Here is an 18,700-nt window from a genome sequence, read left to right on the forward strand (position 1 = left end):
AGGAGAACAGAGAGCCGCTGCGCTCCTGTTGGCCTCGCATCAACGTCTGTGCAGTTGTCCCATTTTCGCAGAGCTGGCTGAGTTTTTCAGCGAACTCTTAAGCGACTTTAGACGACATTGAGCACTTTTAATGTGCCTTGGGCCTGTTGGCTCAGTTTTAGGGACTCCTGAAAAAGCCAGATCCATTGCGCCCCAACTGGTTTCAGCCGGTGACAGCCGGTAGACTGTCCAGGAATGCGGCAATCGTGGGTTGCTGCTACCGATCACAGCCGCACATGTACCGAAAGCAGCATATCGGTCAGCTTTCAATCGAAGATTTCCACGTGCCTTTTGGCGGCACACTCGACCCTGGCAACCGCTGGGTGCTGCTTGCCGAGCTCATCCCTTGGCAAGAAATGGAGGAGGCTTATGTTCCTCAGTTCAGAGTAAATGTAGGGGCTCCAGCCAAGCCCGTGCGTCTGGCGTTCGGATCGCTCTACATCAAGCAGCGTTTAGGTCTCACCGATGAAGAGACAGTTCTCCAGATCCAGGAGAACGCCTACATGCAGTTCTTCCTGGGATTTGCTGGATACTCCAGCAAGGTGCCCTTTGATCCATCGATGATGGTTCACTTCCGTAAGCGGTTCTCAGACGATGACCTGAGGCGCATCAATGAGGTCGTGGTTCAGCGAGGCAAGGAGATGTTGATTGAGGCTGCCGCATCTCAGTGTCATGACGATGAAGATTCAAATGGAGATGAGTCGGGTAACGGTGATCAGCTCTCACTCGATGGTCTGATCAAACCCGCTGACTGGCCAGAGGAGAAGAATTGGGGAACACTCAGCATTGACGCCTCCTGCGCGCCGGCTGACATCACCTATCCCACGGACCTGAAGCTCTTGAATGAAGCAAGGGTATCGACCGAGACAGTAATTGACGATCTCTGCAAACAAGGTACTGGCTTTGGCGTGCATCGACCTCGCTATGACCGTGGCAAAGCCCGAGCTTACTTCCTGAATGTTGCTAAGCAGAAAAAGCCGAGGTGGAGAAGGCTCAAAGCTGCGGTGAGGCGACAGCTCAGCTATCTGCAGCGCAATCTAGAATCTATCGATGCCCTGATCGCAGCTGGAGCAAGCCTTTCGGCTATCAAGGAGCATTGGTGGCAGAAGCTGCTGGCTTGTAGTGAGCTGTTCCGTCAGCAGACTATTCTCCTCCATAGCAAGACGAGGAGCATCCCTGATCGGCTTGTAAGCTTGGTGCAACGCTGGGTCCGTCCGATTGTGCGCGGCAAGGCAAGGGCGGCAGTTGAGTTTGGGGCCAAGATCAGCGTTTCGGTTCAGAACGGATTTCCATTCCTACACCGCATCAGCTGGGATGCCTACAACGAAGGTAGTGACCTGATTGCGCAAGCTGAAAAGTACAAACAAGATTATGACTGCTATCCAGAACGCATCTGCGCGGATCGCATCTACATCAATGCCAAGAACAGGCACTTCTGCACGAGAGCTGGCATCAGGCTGTCGGGTAAACGACTGGGCAGGCCACCCAAGGATCCAGAGGTTAGTGCCGCCCACAGGCAACAGCTACTTGCCGATCAGCGCCGACGCAATGAGGTAGAAGGCGTCTTTGGCACAGGCAAGCGCAAATATTCCTTGAAGTTGATCATGGCCAGACTGTCCGCTGGCGCTGAGGGTTCAATCTCAATGAGCTTCCTGGTGATGTGCGCGGAGAAGATCCTGAGGCTGCTGCGCCTTCTTTTTGTATTCCTTTTCGCTTGGCTGTGGGGTCTTTTTAAGCTCAATTCCATGGACGGCGGTGCCTGCAATGGTCCATGTCCCAAGTGGGATGATTGGCCGGTCACCGCATAGCCAGGCTTGTGGGCTCCCCTGTTGCGCATCCACGCCCACTCGAGGACCGGTTTTGGCCGCCGCTCTTTTTCAGGAGTCCCGTTTTACCTCCAGCCTCGGTTCTGCAGAAGCTTGCTTGTTTCTGTGCCCTGCTATACCTACAAGCTTTTTGCGGTTCCCCTACGAAAGGTCACCGCTGTTGGCCTGCAGGCGCGCCATTCTTTATCTTGTTGGTGGACCGGACGTGCAGACCCGATGACCATTCATTATGACGTTGTCGTGGTTGGTGGTGGTGGTGCCGGGTGTATCGTTGCACGCCAACTGGCCGAGTCCTGTTCGGCCAGCGTCTGCCTGATTGAGGCTGGCCATCGGCACGATCAACAGCGATTCATTGATCCGTCCATTGCCAGCATCTTTCAGGCCTGGGCTCCAGATTCCGACTGGCTGCTTTCTACAGTGCCCCAGCCGGGACTCAATGATCGTGTTGTGCCGATCATTCAGGGCAAAGTTCTTGGCGGTGGAACCTCGGTCAACGCCATGATGTACGTGCGTGGTGACCTTTCGGTGGTTGCTGAGTGGCATCGCCGCTCAGGGGGACATCCTGACTGGTCTCCGCTGAGATTCCAGCAAGCTTTTGCCAATCTGGAGCACTGTGATGGGGATTTTGCTGACACGAGCGTCCGTGGTTTCTCGGGCCCTATCCATCTTCGTCAGACGCCTCGACCCAGCGCGGCCGCTCTTGCCTTTCTCCAAGCCTCAGCTGAGCGCGGATTTGATATCACTGATTTCAATGGAGAGTCTCAGCTCAACACAGCAGGGTTGATGCAACTCAACATTGATCCTGAAGGCTGTCGCGCCAGTACGGCTCGTTCCTTTATTGATGGGCATAACTTGCCCAATTTGTCAGTGCTTTGCGACAGCTCCGTTCTCGAGCTGATTATGCAAGGTGATAAGGCGCAGGGGGTACTGCTCGACAATGGTGACACGATCACGGCTGACCGTTTTGTCATCACCGCTGGTGCTTTGCAGACGCCTGCTCTGCTGATGCGCTCAGGTATCGGCGACCCATCCCAACTCAAGGCTGCCTCGATACCCTGTCAGATTCCCAATTCAGCAGTCGGTGTAAATCTGTCTGATCACATGCGGGTGATGGTTGCTTATCAGTCTGATGTAGATCCTGGGGCTACAGAATATCTGTGCGAAGCTGCCCTGTTCACTCGTTCGGAGCTGCGCACTACACCTGAGGCGGATATTCAGATTAATTTCTCCGCTGGGGTTGATGGCTTTATCCCTCCAGAATTCTTGCCAGATCCAAAGCCTCCTCATACAGTGATCTTCGTACCGATTCTTGCTCGCCCCAGCAGCAATGGCTCAATTGTGCCGATTCGCGCCAGTGGGGGAGCCCTCTCCTTTGCGATTGATCCGGCTTACCTAAGAAATCCTCTAGATCTGGCCACCTATCGCCGTGCCCTCGAGAACGTAAGAGATCTTGCCGACACGTCGGCCTTGCGTCCCTTCTGTCGGCGAGAGCTGTGCCCGGGTTTGGGCACAGATGAGGAGAACTACCTGCGTCAGTACGCCACCACGATCTGGCATCCGGTGGGGAGTTGTGCCATGGGTTTGGCTACGGATGGGGGTGCCTGCGGTGCGGACTTCAGGGTTCATGGTGCCCGAAATGTTTATGTTGCCGATGCCTCTATTCTGCCCAGTCTACCGAGTGGAAATCCTCAAGCTGTGATCTTCGCTGCCGCTTTTATCGCTGCTGCTGCCTTAGCGAAAGGTTAGGGCTTGAATTTGTAGGGGGAGGGCGTTCGGTGGTTCACGATCATAGGCTCTGTCTCTCCGTAGAGCAGGTTGCGTGAGTAGAAATTGGGCAGTGCAGGGCTACCGTATTCGAGCATCGGATACGGATACGCTCCGTACTTCCCAATTGGGGGGTTGATCGCAGGCTCCGTGATCGTTGTTATTTTCTCCATTACCGTTGTGTCCAATTCGAATTCCAGGCTCCGAAGGGCTTCATTGAGCTGCTCTACCGTACGCACTGAAAAGATCGGAATAGTGACAACCTCTTTTTGCTGCATTAGCCAGCGCAGGCCGATTGCCGTTCCAGGTTCTCCGATTGAATCGAAGATCGGAAGCAGTTCTTCCATGATGGCTAAATTCCGTTGAGTAGTCTTATACCAGAACTGGCTGGGGTCGCTGACATGCGGAATCAGCCGATGGGGCATGCCGGGTGCCAGTTCGCCCCGGTTGTATTTTCCTGAAACCAGCCCGCCGGCGAGAGGAGACCAAGCCACGACCCCCATATCCAATGCCCGGCACATTGGCACGAACTCAGGCTCTTGCGAGCGTTCAACAAGGCTCCACTCGTTCTGAACCGCGATGAATGGGTGGTAGGCGTGGTGATCTGCGTAGGTGTTCATGCGAGCGACTTCCCATGCGGGCACACTCGAGAGTCCAGCATATAGAATCTTGCCTTCGCGAATCAGATCGTTGATGCTAAGTGTGATTTCGTCATAGGGTGTTGTGTAGTCCCAGATGTGAACCCAAAGCAGGTCGATGTAATCGATATTCATCCGGCGCAGGCTGGCCTCTACTGATCTGCGAAGGTTCTTGCGGTGGTTGCCACGGTTGTTGGGGTCTCGGTGGTTTGTTGTCTGGGCTCTAGCATTGAAATCAGCAGCGCCGTCTCCAAGTGAGTACTTGGTACCAACTACGAAGTAATCACGATCTGATGCAATAAATTCTCCCAGCCACTGTTCGGACTGGGATTCCTGGTATCGATTGGATGTGTCTAGAAAGTTTCCACCCGCAGTGGCGAACTGCTCGAGAATGCGCATGGACTCAGCGTGATCGGCTCCCAGTGATCCCCAATTGGTCCCAATGGTCCCACATCCGAGCCCCAATTGAGAAACGCGAAGCCCAGATCGGCCTAGAAGCTGATATTTCATCCGCAGTTACTAGTGACTTCCTCGCAGGGTAACACTGACTGAGCAGCACTGCAACTGTTCAGAAATTCAGACTGAGTCCGAGATTGAAGTTGTGCTGGCTATAGGACTTGTTCGGTGCGAACTCGGCAGTTGTTTTGCCAAGGTTGTAATAAGTGTAGCCGGCAGTTAGGTTTGTCGTGATGGAAGCGCTCGACAGGAAAGGGATGCGCATTGTCATCTGTGGCCCCACCGAGAAAAAGCCGTAAGTTGAGCCGTTATAAAATTGAGGGCCTAGGCCTATTCGCATCGGCAACGACACATTGATCGGTGACTGGGTTTGTCGGGCGAATGTGTAATTCGGTGTGAATCCGGGCTCGATCAACCATGCATTCGGGGCTAAGCCGATGGGCTGGCCAGGGAGTTCGTAGACAACTGAAACTTGCGGACGGAACGAAATAGAATTGCGTGTGTAATTCGTGTCATCGTAAACAAGTTGTGCCTTCATGTAGCGACCGTCTCCAAAAGCACTGGCTGGCGAAAACAGTTCTGTATAGCTAATTGCTAAATTATAGCGCTTAGCAATTGTAAATGAAGCTCCAGCTATCAGGTCAAGTTCGGTGAAATTCCGATACGGACTGGTAGGGCTTGACAAGTTCTTATTAGTGCTGAAATCACCCCATGCTGTTCCGAAAACGGTGATGTTATTTAGAAAGTCTGTGCCTTCGTAAATGCTATAGCGGAGGTTGACAAACTGCTGGATGGTAACTCCTTCGCCCTGAATCACGATTCCGTAGGGAATGTAACGGCTGCGTACATCCAGCTGTACCGTGCCGGAGAACGGTGAACTGTTCTTCTTTGCCGTTCCCGTTTCAGGAGAGACACCCTCATCTTGACCACGGGTCACGCTGTCGACATCCCTCTCCTGTTGTGCCGCCTCCTCTTGCTTCAGCTGTTCAGCGTGGTGCTTCTCCGTCAGCATCTGCATCATCACTTCTTCCGTCTCCTCATCCATGCCGGCCAATGATGCCTGGGAAAGTCCCAGCAGTAGGGTCGGCAACAGTGCGACGCTAGTTAGACCCCATCGGCACAGGGTCCGCCAAGGATGATGGGAGTGAGGGCGCGACGGAGTTGATATGCCGCAGGGCGGGTGCATAAAAAGTTACTTCGGGTGTGGATCGATTACGAGGGGATGTGGCTTGTGACGGATCTGTGGTTGGACACTGGCTGCAAACTATCAATCATTAACATCCATGATTGGGGCGGGGAATCCTCGCCCCGATGTTTCATGTTAAATCAGAAGGTGTAGCGAATGCCGGTGCTAAGAATCCAGTTGCGTGAGCCGTTTGGCATCAGAGTACCGAAGTCTGTGTTTTCCAGCAGAAAGACGTGAGCGTACGAGAACTTGCCTCCCAGGTAGAACTCAGTTTGCTTGTTGGCTAAATAGGAGATACCAGCTTGAAAGTTGATTACTGGCTGTGTATCGCTAACGTTAGCTGCGGAGTTGCTGCCGATGGCCGGGAAGAAGGCTGGCGTCACTCCGCGGAGTGTTGTGGTCTGTAGTCCGACGCCAACGCCAAGATAGGGACGAAATCGCTTTTGATATCCGAATCCATTGAGGTCGTAATAAGCATTTAGAACATACGACTGCAGCTGTACATTACCGTTGGAGGGGAACTGGGCGCCATCTGCTCCCACCGGGCCTACCACGGGGTCAATCACCGGTATGGGAATGCCAGGACGTATCTTGTCTACCCTGTTGTCTAGTGATGAATACTCAAAGCTGAAACGGAAATTGCGGTCGTAACGGTAGCCCAAGCCCAGGGATCCGTAAAACCCTGGCTTGAAGGTAAGGTTAACGATGCCATTTTCACCGGCGAACGCACGGCTCTGGATTCCCAAGTCACCCTGTACGTAGATTCCCTTCTTGGGCAAGAGCACCACGGGCGCTGCCTGGCCACCACCTGCGGCTTGGCGAAGCATCTTGAGTTCTAGCTCAAGGATATCTATACGCTGCAGGATTTGTTGCTGGGTCAGAGAAGGAGTTGTCTCACCAGTTGTTTCTGCGGGCCCTGCTGGAGTTGCCCTAGGCTCGGAGCCCGGCACCACATTGGTGTTGGGAGCTGTTGCTTCGGCTTCGAGCGATGGGCCGGCGAGTGGGGCGCCGGAATCGGCCTTGGCACTCCCCGATGCTTCGGCGGCATGGCCGGGGGCGTAGCAAAGCCCTAGAAAGCAAGCCGTAACTACAGATGCAGTCCGCATCTATGCTTTTCACAGAAGGTTTGGAGATCTTCTGCGTTGCGTTTCGAATTCGACCAGCAACTGTGCCACTTACTTTGGCGGGTGCTGCTGCAACTTCGCACCCCTCATGCCTCTCCCGGGCACCGTGCTGTAGCGCTTGTCCACTGCGTCATAGCCTTCTCGTGTAGCGATGCTTACAAAAATGGCTGTTTGACCGATCGTTAGGCATCGGCGATTGAAGAAGACCTTCCAGCATCCCCAGCGTCTTAACTCCATCCGCCGTCGCTTGGTCGGATGGCTTGCCTTCTTAACAAGGCTGGTTCAACTTGGGAGAGACGCCGCGCAAGCGCCGGCACTGAACCGATCCCAGCGGAACGCCTCGAGAAGCTCGCGGTCTCTGTCGTCCAAGCCGTGAGTGATTGGGCCCCTGCCAGATAGGCTGACGTAGACGATCAATGCAGCGATCAGCTCCGCTGTGATCGCCGCCAGCAGCACACCGTTGCGGTAGTGCCCCGTTGCCAGCCATAGACCCGGGATCGGGCCGGCCCCCAGCAGGGGCGCTTCGTCCGGCGTGCCCGGCCGGAAGCCCCACCAGCGTTCCATCGGCGGCCAGCTGGCCGCTTCCGGGAGCAATGCCTCGATGCCCGCCTGCAGTTGCTGTTGCCCGAACGGGGTGAGCCCTTTGCTGAAGGCGGCGTCTGGTTCGCTGGTGGCCCCCACCACCAGTAGACCGTCCTCGCGCGGCACCAGATAGGTGCCCGGGCCGAACAGCACCCGCTTGAGGGCGTTTCGGGGCCCCTGCAGCGAGAGCATCTGGCCCTTGACGGGAACCACCGGCAGCTCATGCAGCAGCCGGGCGCTCCAGGCGCCGCAGGCCAACACCGCGCGCCGGCAGCTGATCGTGGCGTCGTCGCCCTGGGCGCGACGGATGCGCACCGCTTCGAGCGCTTCACCCTGATGGCGGATCAGTTCCAGCACTTCGGCCCCTTCCTCGAAGGCCACGCCCCGCTCCACGCAGGCCCGCTCCAGGGCCCGCATCAGCTGGCGGCGGTTGTCGATCTGGCCGTCCTGGGGGAAGAGCAGCCCGGCCTGCCAGCGCGGGCCGATGCCGGGGATTTCGAACTCCAGTCCAGCGCGCGTCAGCGGTGTGCCGAAGACGGCGGTGGGATAGGCGTCGCGCTGCTGCGCCGTGGCAAAGGGCACCACGATCCCGCAAGCGCGCAGGCCGCAACTCAGGCCGCTGTCGGTTTCGATCTGCTCCACCCAGGCCGGAATACGCGCCAGGCTGGCCTGCCCCAGCTGGAGCAGCGGGCCCGAGAGCCCCTCGGCGTGGGGAGCGAGCATGCCGGCCGCCACGAACCCGGCGGCCTCGCTGCGCCGCCGGCTGAGCACGCGTACCTGTTCACCCCGGCGGGCCAACTGGTGGGCCACCGCCAGGCCAATCAGGCCGCCGCCGAGGATCAGTACAGGTTCCGTGCCTGACTCGGATGGGGCTCTGCCTGCCGAGACTCCATCCATGCGACGTGGTGCCATGGGCTCAAGCTATCCATGCGTCTTCAGCGGGCGATGAGCCTGCGGCTGCTTCCCGGCTGCGGCGCCAGCGACTTGCCCTCTGAATAAGATCGGCGCAAGCCAGGAGAACGGGATGGGTGCGGCGATGGCAGAAGGGGCTTGGGAGGCGGTGATCGGCCTGGAAACCCATGTGCAGCTGGGTACCGCCAGCAAGATCTTCACGGCCGCCTCCACCAGCTTCGGCGACGATCCCAACACCCATATCGACCCCGTGGTCTGCGGCCTGCCGGGCACTCTGCCGGTGCTGAACGAGAAGGTGCTGGAGTATGCGGTGAAGGCCGCTCTGGCGCTCAACCTGCAGGTGGCCGAGCACAGCAAGTTCGACCGCAAACAATATTTTTATCCCGATCTGCCCAAGAACTACCAGATCTCCCAGTTCGACGAGCCGATCGCCGAGAACGGCTGGATCGAGGTGGAGGTGGCCGAGAAGGGCAAGGACACCTACCTCAAGACAGTCGGCATCGAGCGGCTGCACATGGAGGAAGACGCCGGCAAGCTGGTGCATGCCGGCAGCGATCGCCTGGCGGGCAGCAGCCATTCCCTGGTGGATTACAACCGCGCCGGTGTGGCCCTGGCCGAGATCGTGAGCAAGCCGGATCTGCGCACAGGCCGGGAGGCTGCCGAATACGCCTCCGAGATCCGGCGCATCATGCGCTATCTGGGCGTGAGCGACGGCAACATGCAGGAGGGTTCGCTGCGCTGCGACGTCAACATCTCCGTGCGTCGCGGCCCTGAGGCCCCCTTCGGCGTGAAGGTGGAGATCAAGAACATGAACTCCTTCTCCGCCATTCAGAAGGCGATTGACCACGAGATCCAGCGCCAGATCAAGGCCTACGAATCCGGCGAGCCGGTTGTGCAGGAAACGCGCCTCTGGGATGAGGCCAAGCAGCTCACAAAGAGCATGCGCATCAAGGAAGGCAGCAGCGACTACCGCTACTTCCCCGAACCGGATCTGGGCCCGATCGAGGTGACCTCAGAGCGGCGTGAGGGATGGCGCGCTGAGCTGCCCGAGCTGCCGGCGGCCAAGCGTCACCGTTACGCCGAGGAGTTCGGCCTCTCGATCTACGACGCCCGGGTGCTCACCGATGAGCGCGCGATGGCTGAATACTTCGAAGCTGCCGTGGCCGCTGGAGCCGAAGCCAAGTCGGTTGCCAACTGGGTCACCGGCGACATCGCCGCCTATCTCAATGCGGGCAAGCTCTCGATCACCGAGCTGCCCCTGAAACCCGAGGGTCTCTCGGAGCTGGTGGATCTGATCGACGACGGCACGATCAGCGGCAAGATCGCCAAGGAGATCCTGCCGGAGCTGCTGGAGCAGGGCGGTTCCGCCAAGGCGATCGTGGCTGAGCGAGGCCTGGGCATGATCAGTGACCCCGCCACGATCACCGCGGTGGTGGAGGCGTTGCTGGCCGCCCATCCAGCCGAAGTGGAGGCATTCCGGGGCGGCAAGACCAAACTCCAGGGCTTCTTCGTGGGCCAGCTGATGAAGCAGACCGGCGGCCGCGCCGATCCCAAGCTGGCCAACTCGATCCTGGTGGCGAAGCTCAAGGGCTGAAGGCAGACTCATCCCATGACGCTCCACGCCGAGACTTACTGGCTGCAGCGCTTCGCGGCCGATCGTCAGGCGCTGGAGCAGCGGCGCCAGGCAGGCCTCAGCCAGGCTGAGCGCTCTGCGCAGGTGTTGCAGGAGCACTGGCCCCAGCTCAGCGGGCTCTGGGTGCATGGCTCCTTGCTGGGCTCTGGGTTCAAGGAGCACTCCGATCTCGATCTGCTCGTGCAGGGTCTGCCCGCTGATCAGCTGCTGAAGGCCATCGCTCTGGCTGAGGCGGCCGGTCCGCTGCCGGTCGATCTCAAGCGCCTGGAAGACCTCCCAGCTGAGCTCGCCGAGCGGCTGCTGCGCCACGGCAAAGCTCTGCTGGCAGGCGCACAGATTGCCCAAGCTCCCCTTGAATCGGGTTGCCACGGCGGCGATGCAACCTGAGGATCTGCGCGAGCTCCGCGACGACCTGCGCCGCGAGCGTCAGCGGCTGGAGATCCTGGTAGCGACTCTGGTCCGCAGCCTGCCTCGACTGGGGGAAGGCCCTGACACCGTGGAGGCGGCAGCGTTGAGGCTGCACAGCTTCTACACCGGCATCGAGCGCGTATTGCTTCTGGTGAGCCGCTCACTCAATGGCGGCACGCCGCGCCAAGGGGACGGCTGGCACCGTCGACTGCTGGAGCGGATGGCGATGGCCACCGATCAGCGTCCGGCGGTGCTTCGCGAAAGCACCCAAACGTCGCTGCAGGAGTATCTGCGCTTCCGGCATCTGGTGCGCAACCTCTACGCCGATGAGCTGCGCCCGGAACCGATTGCCACCTTGATCAAGGCGCTTCCTGAGGTCTGGAGCAGGCTGGAGGCCGACCTGAGAGCTTTCGAAGACTGGGCCTCGGCGTTGGCAGAGCGGGCTTCAGCCGACTGAAGGAGCAGAGCGCAGAGCCTGCTCCACCTGATCGGTCAGTGCCTCCTCGCTTCCCCGGTTGTCGATCAGAACATCGGAGCGGGTGCGCTTCTCGCCCATGGGCCATTGAGCCGCGAGGCGAGCCTCGGCCTCGGCATGGTCGAAGCCGTCGCGGCGGCAGAGCCGTTCCAGTTGCTGCTCGGCGTCGCAGTCCACCAGCCACACCTCACTGCACATTTCCTCGAGGCCCGCTTCGAACAGCAAGGGAACCATCAGCACCACCACTGGTGCGGCCGCCAACCGCTTCAGCTCCGTCTCGAAGCGCTCCCGCACCAGCGGATGGATCAGGGCCTCCAGCCAGGCCCGCTCCGCCGCATCGGTGAACACGATCCGCCCGAGGGCGGATCGATCGATCCCCCCTCCCACCTGCCGCACCCTGCCGCCGTAGCGCTCCAGCACGGCTTGCTCCCCCGTGCTGCCGGGCGCCAGGGCGTCCCGGGCGTAGGTGTCCGCATCCAGCACCGGGAGCCCATGCCGTTCGGCGAGCCAGCGGCCCACGCTGCTCTTGCCGCTGGCAATGCCGCCGGTGAGGCCGATCCGCCGCTGGCCGCCCCGCCAGCGGGGCCGATTCAGCCGCTCCAGCATGGCTGGAGGCCCCAGTTGCTCCAGGGTGAAGCGGGCGCCATAGCTGGGGGTTGGGCGTTCGGAGTAAAAGCGGGTGTTGCCCTGCCCCCGCGGCCAACGGCTGGCAAGGCGGCTGCGTAGGCGCAAGCCGCCCAGCACCAGGGTCTGCAGCCAGTCGGGGCTGCTGGTCCACCCCAGGCTGCCGCAGACGTCGCGGCTCACCAGCGACAGCAGTACCCCGCGTAGGGCCGGACGCAGGGGAGCAGGCCAGTCGTCCAGAAGCATCGCCAGGGTGGACTCGGCGATCCGCCGGTTGCTGGGGGCGCTCCGGAAAGCCTCAAGCTCGAAGCTGTGGTTGAACGCCATCAGCGCTGCCAGGCTGTCAGGGATGGCCTGAAGTCCCATCGCCTCGCCCACCTGGCGCCAGAAGAGGTACAAACAGGTCTGCTCCCGAGTGCTTAAGGCCCTCCAGCCGTAGCGGGCCAACCAGCGGATCGGTTCAGCCACGAAGGTGGAGAGCACGTAGAGGAAATCACGGTTGCTGATCGCATAAGCGCCATGGATCCGGTTCATCCGGGTGATCACCGCCTGCCCCTCCGGGCTGCGGGGGCCACAACGCAACAGCTCCGCCACCATCAGACCGGTGTCGTCGTAGCGCTTGCGCGGTCTGTGGGTGAATTCACCTGTGCGCTCCAGCAGGGCGGAGATCGAGGGGACGCAGAAGGTCTTGAGCAGGGCAAGCTCAAGGGAGCGGGTGGTGTCCCAGGGGAAGTGCACGCCGGCCAGCTCGCAGCAGAGGGCCTCCACTTCCCTCGGAGACGGCGACTCGGGCGTGGTTGGCTCCGCCACGGCGGCTCGGCAGGATGGTGTGAGTCATCCTGCCGCCGTGTCCCTTCCCTGGCACCCGATCCCCGGTGGCCTCACCGCTCCCACCGGCTTCCTGGCGGCCGGCAGCACCGCTGGCCTCAAGGCCTCCGGCAACCCTGATCTCTCGCTGCTGCTGGCCCCGGAAGGGGCTGTCTGCGCGGGCAGCTTCACCACCAACCGCGTGCGGGCCGCCTGCGTGGATCTCTGCGCCGAGCGGCTGACGGCCAGCGGTGGCCGTGCCCGGGCGGTGCTCACCAACTCAGGCCAGGCCAATGCCTGCACGGGTGATCTGGGCCTGATCGACAGCCTGCGCGCCACCCAGGCCACCGCCGATCTCCTGGGTCTGGCGGCTGAGGAGGTGCTGATCTGCTCCACCGGCGTGATCGGCGTGCCGATCCCGATGCAGATCCTGCTGGCGGGCCTCGATCCCCTGGTGGAGGACCTGAGCCCCGAGGGGGGCGCCGCTGCCGCCACGGCCATCCTCACCACCGATCTGATCGACAAGCAGATCGCCCTGGAGGCCGACCTGGGCGGCAGGCGTGTGCGCCTCGGCGGCATGGCCAAGGGCTCCGGGATGATTCACCCCTCCATGGCCACGATGCTGGGTTACCTCAGTTGCGATGCCGGTGTGCCGGCGGAGCTGTGGCAGGGGATGGTGCGGCGGGCGGTGGATCGTTCCTTCAATGCGATCACGGTCGACGGCGACACCAGCACCAACGACACGTTCCTGGCCTTTGCAGCCGGCGAGCCCTTGAGCCCGGAGCACTTCGACGCGCTGGAGGCTGGCCTGACGGAGGTGTCGCAGCACCTGGCCAGGGCGATTGCCCGCGACGGCGAGGGGGCCACCTGCCTGATCGAAGCGCGGGTGGAGGGGGCGACGGATGACGCCGGCGCCCGTGCCATCGCCCGCACCATCTGCGGGTCGTCGCTGGTGAAGTGCGCGGTCCACGGCCGTGACCCCAACTGGGGCCGGATCGTGGCCGCGGCGGGCCGCGCCGGCGTGGAGTTCGACCCCGAGGCGGTGGCCCTCTGGCTGGGGGAGCACCAGCTGATGGCCGCAGGTCAGCCCCTGCCCTTCGACCGCCCGGCCGCTTCCCGTTTCATGGCTGAGCGCGCCGCCGGCGCCTATCTCAGTGGCGACACCGTGACCATCCGCCTGGTGGTGGGCGACGGCCCCGGCCAGGGTCTGGCCTGGGGCTGTGATCTCTCCGATCAATACGTGCGCATCAACGCCGACTACACCACCTGAACACCGGTGTGCCAAGCGGTGACAGCAGCGCCGATCGGCGGCTGGCGGGCAACCCCAGCGGCAGAGCAATGCCGGCACACGCCAGGACAACCGCAGCGAACGTGTGTCCAATCGCACCGATTTGCGTGGGGACCGCGCTGACAACCGATGGAACAACTCCTGGTCTGGCTGGGCCCGACCGGGTTGGGGTGCTGCCCGCCCCTGGAATACGGGCTGGTACGGCGGATCGGGCGGCTGGGGCTGGTGGAATGTCAGGCCGGTTGGCTGGGGACTGGCGACTCTGGCCACAGGGGCCGTCATCGCGGCAGCGGTGGACGATGCCATCGAAGCTGAGGTCACCACCATCACCGTGCCGGATACCAGCTATGAGCTGTATTACCCGAGCGTGGCCCCCGAAGGCCCCTACGGCGTGAGCTTTACGGTGAATACCGGCACTTCTGCTGTGGAGATGACAGCGGACTGCCAGGAAGGTCTGCTTGATGGGCGCGTTCCACAGACGGCGGAGGAAGCCCAGCTTCTGAATGCTGCCTGTTCTGTGGCCTTCGGGGAGTAATTGAAGGCCTGCTGATCCGTATGGAAAGAGTGGCGTAAAATAACTGATAGATTATCAATCATTTTGCCGCACTTCTGGTTTCGTATTCATGTCAGCAAGGAGTTCAAAATTCCCGTAGTCCATCGATATTGATGGTTGCTTTCAGGCCTGATTGTGATAGCTGTAGCTTTTGATGTGGTCGATCCGCTTTGAGCAACAATGGGCTGCGCCCATTTCGTTTGAGCCCTAGGCTTCTGATCTGAATCGGGTTTCCGTGAGCATTTCCGATCGCTTCATTCGGGGTCCCGTCCTCACCACGGTGTGTTCCCTTGTGATCCTGATCATGGGGGGCATCGCCATCCCATTGCTGCCCCTTGAGAAGCTGCCCCAGCTGGCGCCCACCCAGGTGAAGGTCACGGCGGTGAACATCGGCGCCGATGCCCGCACCACCGTTGACACCGTCACGAACGTGCTGGAGCAGGAGATCAACGGTGTAGAGGACATGAAATATATGTACTCAAACACCTCCTCAGACGGGATTGCCAACATCACCGTGGCGTTTCCAGTGGCGGTGGACCGGAACATCGCCCAGGTGAACGTGCAGAACCGGGTGAATCAGGCCACCCCAACCCTGCCCGATGCGGTCAAGCAGACGGGTGTGACGGTGGAAGCGGCATCCCCCAGCCTGCTGCTGGCCTTCGGCTTCTATTCCGATACCGATGCCAAGGGCAAGCCCCTCTACGACCCGCTCTTCATGAGCAATTACATCGATCAGAACCTGGTCGATGAGGTCCGCAGGATCCCTGGCATCGGCAGCACCACGATCATCGGCGAGCGCAAGTTCGCCCTGCGCATCTGGCTTGATCCCCTGAAACTCGCGGCCTACAGCCTCACACCTCTCGATGTGGAGCGGGCCCTGAGGGAACAGAACATCCAGTCGGGTGCTGGCCGAATCGGTCAGGAGCCGATGGTCCCAGGCCAGGAGTTCGCCATTCCACTCAAGGCGGAGAGCCGCTTCACCAGTGTGGCTGACGCCGAGAATCTGATCGTCAAGGTCGGTGCTGCTGGCGAGACCGCCAAGATCCGCGACATCGGACGTGTCGAGCTCGGCGCCGAGAACTACGACCTGATTGCCAGCCTGGGTGGACGTCCCTCGGCGGGTCTGGCGCTGTATCAGCTGCCCGGTGCCAATGCCCTCGATACCGGCACCAGGGTGAAGGCGCTGGTGGAGAAGCTTGCCGCAGAGTTTCCACCGGGTCTGCGCTATGAAATCCCCTACGACTCCACCCTGTTCGTAACCACATCGCTGAAGGATGTGACCTCGAATCTCCTCCAGGCGATCGTGATGGCAGTGCTCACGATTTTGCTGTTCCTGCAGGACTGGCGCTCCACGATCGTGCCGGCTCTGGCGATGCCGGTGGCGATGATCGGTGCGATGGCCGTGGTGCTGGGCTTCGATTTCAGTCTCAACCAGCTCACGATGTTCGGCATCATCCTGGCGATCGGCACCGTCACAGATGACGCCGTGGTGATCGTGCAGGCCGTCAAGGACAAGCTCGGCCAGGGGATGCGGCCGATGCAGGCGGCTCTCGATTCGATGAACGAACTGGCTACCCCGACGATCACGGCAGCGCTGGTGCAGCTGGCTGTGTTCATTCCGGTGTCCTTCTTTCCCGGCACAACCGGCATCGTCTACCGCCAGTTCGCCATCACGCTGGCGGCAGCGATCGTGTTCTCTACCTTCAACGCCCTTACCTTTTCACCCACGATCGCGGCTCTTTTCCTCAAGCCGGAGGGGTCCCCGCCAGGAGCAAGCGATCGGGCCATCAATTTTCTGTTCGGTTGGATCTTCCGTCCCTTCAACAAGGGCTTCGCCGCGTTGTTCGCCTGGTATGGGCGAACGATTGAGTTGCTGGTGAGGTATCGCCATGTGGTGCTTTCGCTGTTCGTCGCCGGGCTGCTGGCCACGGTGATGATGCTGAAGATCGTGCCGACGGGTTTCATCCCAGAAGAGGATCAGGGTCTCATGATCCTCCTGGGTGAGGCCCCTCCCAGCGCTTCACTTGGCTACACCCAGAAACAGGTGGAGCAGGTGAATGGGATCCTTGCTGACTTCAAGCCTGAGATTGAGAGCTATCTGGGAGCAGCAGGATACGGCCTGGAAGGTAACAGCTACAACAAGTATCTGTTTTTTATCCGCCTGAGCGCCTGGGATCAACGGCCAAGCGCGGATCAATCAGTGTTCAGCATCCTGGCCCGGCTGAACCAGCGGCTGCAGAAGGAGGTCAACGGGTCGTTGGCCTTTGCCACCAACGTGCCTCCTGTCGATGGCGTGGGGGCGACCGGCGGCCTGGAGTTCCAGCTGCAGAACCGTGCCGGGTTGCCCACAGAAGCGCTGCTCAAGAACCTCAACGCCATGATCGCGGCCGCCCAGCAGCGTCCTGAACTGGAGCGGGTCACCACCACGTTCACCCCCGGCGTGGAGCAACTGTCGATCCGGGTCAAGCGGGATATGGTCAAGTCGCTTGATGTGGACATCAACGAGGTGTTCGGCACTCTGCAGGCTTATCTGGGCGGCCGCTACGTCAACGACTTCGTCTTCGACAAGGATCAGTACCGGGTGTATGTCCAAGCCGACGGCCAGTACCGCACTGATCCCGCCGTGATCGGCTCGTTCTATGTACGTTCGCGCAAGGGGGAGCTGGTTCAGCTCAACAACGTGATTGAGACCGAGCCCTTCTTCGCCCCACCCACAATCACCCGCTACAACGTTTACGAGGCGATCAAGATTCAGGCTACTCCTGCCCCCGGATTCAGCTCCGGCCAAGGAATTGCTGCGATGGAGGAGGTGGCAGCCGAGGTGCTCGATCCAGGCTTTGGCTACGAGTGGACAGGGCTGTCGCTGGAGGAACGCTCAGCCGGCGGAGCCACGGGCGCCATCTTCGCTTTGGCGACCGTACTCGTGTTTCTAGTTATGGCGGCTCAGTACGGCAGCTACGTTGACCCACTGATCATCTTGCTCACAGTCCCCTTGGCTGCGCTCGGGGCGATGGCAGCGATCTGGATTCGTGCCAATGCCCTGCAGGCGGGCAGCTTCTGGCCGGTGATCAGCAATGACATCTTCGCCCAAGTCGGTCTGCTGATGCTGATTGGTATGGCAAGCAAGAACGCCATCCTGATCGTCGAGCAGGCCAACGAATACCTGCGGCTGGGGATGAGTCTGAGCCAGGCTGGTATTGCCTCAGCCAAAGCCCGCTTTCAGCCGATCGTGATGACCGCCGCATCGGGCCTGGTGGGGTACATCCCGCTGATGACCGCCTCCGGCGCCGGCGCGATCAGCCGCTGGTCGATCGGCACTGTGAGCTTTGGCGGTTACCTGGTGGCCACCGTCCTCAGCCTGGGTATGGCGCCGGTGCTGTTCATCGTGATCAAGGGGCTGGAGCGTAGGTATCTGTTGAAGGAGCCAGTTCCTGTGCCAGTGAAGGTGGCGGAATCACAGGAGGGGATGGGCTCATGAATTGGCGTCTTGTCAGCTTCGCTGCGGTCGTCACCGCTGTACTCGGGGGGCTCACCGGCATCACCTTCTCCTATCTTGGTCAACCCGATGTAGGCCGGTTTCGCTATGAGAGTGGCTTCTATCGAAGCCTCTACCGCTCCTATCCGCTGATCGGTGCGGGTCTTGGCGCTGCAATCGGCGGCGGATTTGCCGTGATCAGTCAGTCCACGCGCCGGCGCTCGGAGTCTCTTCGCCGGCGGGAAGACCCTCTCAGCCCCCCCCCAGGTCGGCGGTGATCAGGCGTACCAGCAGCAGGTTGGTGATCTTCATTCCGTAGGAGCTGAACCAACAGCACCTTGGCAGGGCTCCCTCCGGCATGGCGCTGATGTCGTCAGTCCCATCAGCTTCGGTGAATTGTCCCTCGCTGTGCCAACCGAGGCGGTCGCAGAACGTCTGGTAAAGATCCACATCCTGAGCGATCAGCGTATCAAGCGTTCCCCCGAGAGAGCGGTAGAGCCGCTCCTGCACACTGAATCCAAACTTCCCATCGCTGTGGTTTCGCCAGAGTTGGTCGACAATCCGCAGGGGTCCGATCGGAAAGGTTTTGATCTCCTCTGGAGTGACGTTCTCCAGGGTGGTATTGATGCAATCGAAAAGCACATTCGCCGTCTCCACATCGGCGTCACGGAAGCGGCCAGCCGCTAGCAGATCCCGCAGCGGCGCATAGCGGGCTACATCGGAAACCAGGGCAAACGACTCCTCATGCTGCAACACCTGGGAGGCCAGGCTGTGGAGACGTTCGCTGAGCGCTGAGACTGCGGCTTCCAGTGCACCAACGCGCTCATGAAGCGGCTGCTCTGGATCGTTAAGGTTCATTTGTTGATCCTACCTGTAAAATGCTGACTGCCACATGACTTTGACTGATGCA

15 protein-coding genes are annotated in these 18,700 nt (G+C 60.5%); 9 read left to right on the top strand and 6 right to left on the bottom strand.

Annotated features, from left to right (window positions below):
* Positions 1-275 precede the first annotated feature (275 nt).
* Both CJZ82_RS12240 and CJZ82_RS12245 read left to right on the top strand, forming a co-directional pair.
* Complete coding sequence (locus CJZ82_RS12240) at positions 276-1,847, top strand: IS5 family transposase (RefSeq protein WP_094556061.1); 1,572 nt, start codon at positions 276-278, stop codon at positions 1,845-1,847.
* Between the two features lie 234 nt (positions 1,848-2,081).
* On the top strand, positions 2,082-3,611 hold the full coding sequence (locus CJZ82_RS12245) for a GMC family oxidoreductase (protein WP_094556062.1): 1,530 nt from the start codon (positions 2,082-2,084) through the stop codon (positions 3,609-3,611).
* On the opposite strand, the gene CJZ82_RS12250 is transcribed toward CJZ82_RS12245, so the two are convergent.
* The 4 genes from CJZ82_RS12250 to thiO all read right to left on the bottom strand — a co-directional run bounded on the left by CJZ82_RS12250 (position 3,608) and on the right by thiO (position 8,527).
* Positions 3,608-4,777: an aldo/keto reductase gene (locus CJZ82_RS12250; RefSeq protein ID WP_094556063.1), complete on the bottom strand. Its 1,170-nt coding sequence runs from the start codon at positions 4,775-4,777 to the stop codon at positions 3,608-3,610. The genes CJZ82_RS12245 and CJZ82_RS12250 overlap by 4 nt on opposite strands.
* Positions 4,778-4,835: 58 nt before the next feature.
* On the bottom strand, positions 4,836-5,813 hold the full coding sequence (locus CJZ82_RS12255) for a hypothetical protein (RefSeq protein WP_233130223.1): 978 nt from the start codon (positions 5,811-5,813) through the stop codon (positions 4,836-4,838).
* A gap of 236 nt (positions 5,814-6,049) precedes the next feature.
* Positions 6,050-7,015, bottom strand: coding sequence for an outer membrane protein (locus CJZ82_RS12260; RefSeq protein ID WP_143593660.1), 966 nt, complete (start codon positions 7,013-7,015; stop codon positions 6,050-6,052).
* Between the two features lie 300 nt (positions 7,016-7,315).
* Positions 7,316-8,527, bottom strand: coding sequence for a glycine oxidase ThiO (gene thiO / locus CJZ82_RS12265; RefSeq protein ID WP_369820059.1), 1,212 nt, complete (start codon positions 8,525-8,527; stop codon positions 7,316-7,318).
* A gap of 124 nt (positions 8,528-8,651) precedes the next feature.
* Here thiO and gatB point away from each other — a divergent pair, with 124 nt between their 5' ends.
* The 3 genes from gatB to CJZ82_RS12280 are packed head-to-tail and all read left to right on the top strand — an operon-like array spanning position 8,652 to position 11,025.
* Complete coding sequence (gene gatB / locus CJZ82_RS12270) at positions 8,652-10,121, top strand: Asp-tRNA(Asn)/Glu-tRNA(Gln) amidotransferase subunit GatB (RefSeq protein ID WP_094556118.1); 1,470 nt, start codon at positions 8,652-8,654, stop codon at positions 10,119-10,121.
* A 15-nt stretch (positions 10,122-10,136) separates the two neighbouring features.
* Positions 10,137-10,547: a nucleotidyltransferase domain-containing protein gene (locus CJZ82_RS12275; RefSeq protein WP_094556067.1), complete on the top strand. Its 411-nt coding sequence runs from the start codon at positions 10,137-10,139 to the stop codon at positions 10,545-10,547.
* Positions 10,537-11,025, top strand: coding sequence for a hypothetical protein (locus CJZ82_RS12280; RefSeq protein ID WP_094556068.1), 489 nt, complete (start codon positions 10,537-10,539; stop codon positions 11,023-11,025). Before CJZ82_RS12275 ends, CJZ82_RS12280 begins: the two co-directional genes overlap by 11 nt.
* On the opposite strand, the gene coaE is transcribed toward CJZ82_RS12280, so the two are convergent.
* Positions 11,014-12,477 carry a dephospho-CoA kinase gene (gene coaE, locus CJZ82_RS19635; RefSeq protein WP_094556069.1) on the bottom strand — a complete coding sequence of 488 codons (1,464 nt, stop codon included), beginning with the start codon at positions 12,475-12,477 and terminating at the stop codon, positions 11,014-11,016. The genes CJZ82_RS12280 and coaE overlap by 12 nt on opposite strands.
* A gap of 37 nt (positions 12,478-12,514) precedes the next feature.
* On the opposite strand from coaE, the gene argJ reads away from it, so the two are divergent.
* The 4 genes from argJ (at position 12,515) to CJZ82_RS12305 (ending at position 18,068) form a co-directional block, all read left to right on the top strand.
* Entirely contained in the window at positions 12,515-13,744 is a 1,230-nt protein-coding gene (argJ, locus tag CJZ82_RS12290; protein WP_094556070.1) for a bifunctional glutamate N-acetyltransferase/amino-acid acetyltransferase ArgJ, read from the top strand.
* A 103-nt stretch (positions 13,745-13,847) separates the two neighbouring features.
* Positions 13,848-14,297, top strand: coding sequence for a hypothetical protein (locus CJZ82_RS17950; RefSeq protein ID WP_143593661.1), 450 nt, complete (start codon positions 13,848-13,850; stop codon positions 14,295-14,297).
* A gap of 253 nt (positions 14,298-14,550) precedes the next feature.
* Positions 14,551-17,793: an efflux RND transporter permease subunit gene (locus tag CJZ82_RS12300; RefSeq protein WP_094556072.1), complete on the top strand. Its 3,243-nt coding sequence runs from the start codon at positions 14,551-14,553 to the stop codon at positions 17,791-17,793.
* Complete coding sequence (locus tag CJZ82_RS12305) at positions 17,790-18,068, top strand: hypothetical protein (RefSeq protein WP_198949761.1); 279 nt, start codon at positions 17,790-17,792, stop codon at positions 18,066-18,068. Before CJZ82_RS12300 ends, CJZ82_RS12305 begins: the two co-directional genes overlap by 4 nt.
* Here CJZ82_RS12305 and CJZ82_RS12310 read toward each other — a convergent pair.
* Positions 18,043-18,648, bottom strand: a complete 606-nt coding sequence (locus CJZ82_RS12310; protein ID WP_094556073.1) for a GUN4 domain-containing protein — start codon at positions 18,646-18,648, stop codon at positions 18,043-18,045. The genes CJZ82_RS12305 and CJZ82_RS12310 overlap by 26 nt on opposite strands.
* Positions 18,649-18,700: the final 52 nt, after the last annotated feature.

Source organism: Synechococcus sp. 1G10 (genome assembly GCF_002252625.1).
GTDB lineage: Bacteria > Cyanobacteriota > Cyanobacteriia > PCC-6307 > Cyanobiaceae > Regnicoccus_A.

Excerpts from the sequence above, each read along its gene's own strand:
- CJZ82_RS12240 (WP_094556061.1), top strand. The coding sequence starts at position 276 with ATGTACCGAAAGCAGCATATCGGTCAGCTTTCAATCGAAGATTTCCAC.
- CJZ82_RS12245 (WP_094556062.1), top strand. The coding sequence starts at position 2,082 with ATGACCATTCATTATGACGTTGTCGTGGTTGGTGGTGGTGGTGCCGGG.
- CJZ82_RS12250 (WP_094556063.1), bottom strand. The coding sequence starts at position 4,777 with ATGAAATATCAGCTTCTAGGCCGATCTGGGCTTCGCGTTTCTCAATTG.
- CJZ82_RS12260 (WP_143593660.1), bottom strand. The coding sequence starts at position 7,015 with ATGCGGACTGCATCTGTAGTTACGGCTTGCTTTCTAGGGCTTTGCTAC.
- thiO (WP_369820059.1), bottom strand. The coding sequence starts at position 8,527 with ATGGCACCACGTCGCATGGATGGAGTCTCGGCAGGCAGAGCCCCATCC.
- gatB (WP_094556118.1), top strand. The coding sequence starts at position 8,652 with ATGGCAGAAGGGGCTTGGGAGGCGGTGATCGGCCTGGAAACCCATGTG.
- CJZ82_RS12275 (WP_094556067.1), top strand. The coding sequence starts at position 10,137 with ATGACGCTCCACGCCGAGACTTACTGGCTGCAGCGCTTCGCGGCCGAT.
- CJZ82_RS12280 (WP_094556068.1), top strand. The coding sequence starts at position 10,537 with ATGCAACCTGAGGATCTGCGCGAGCTCCGCGACGACCTGCGCCGCGAG.
- CJZ82_RS12305 (WP_198949761.1), top strand. The coding sequence starts at position 17,790 with ATGAATTGGCGTCTTGTCAGCTTCGCTGCGGTCGTCACCGCTGTACTC.
- CJZ82_RS12310 (WP_094556073.1), bottom strand. The coding sequence starts at position 18,648 with ATGAACCTTAACGATCCAGAGCAGCCGCTTCATGAGCGCGTTGGTGCA.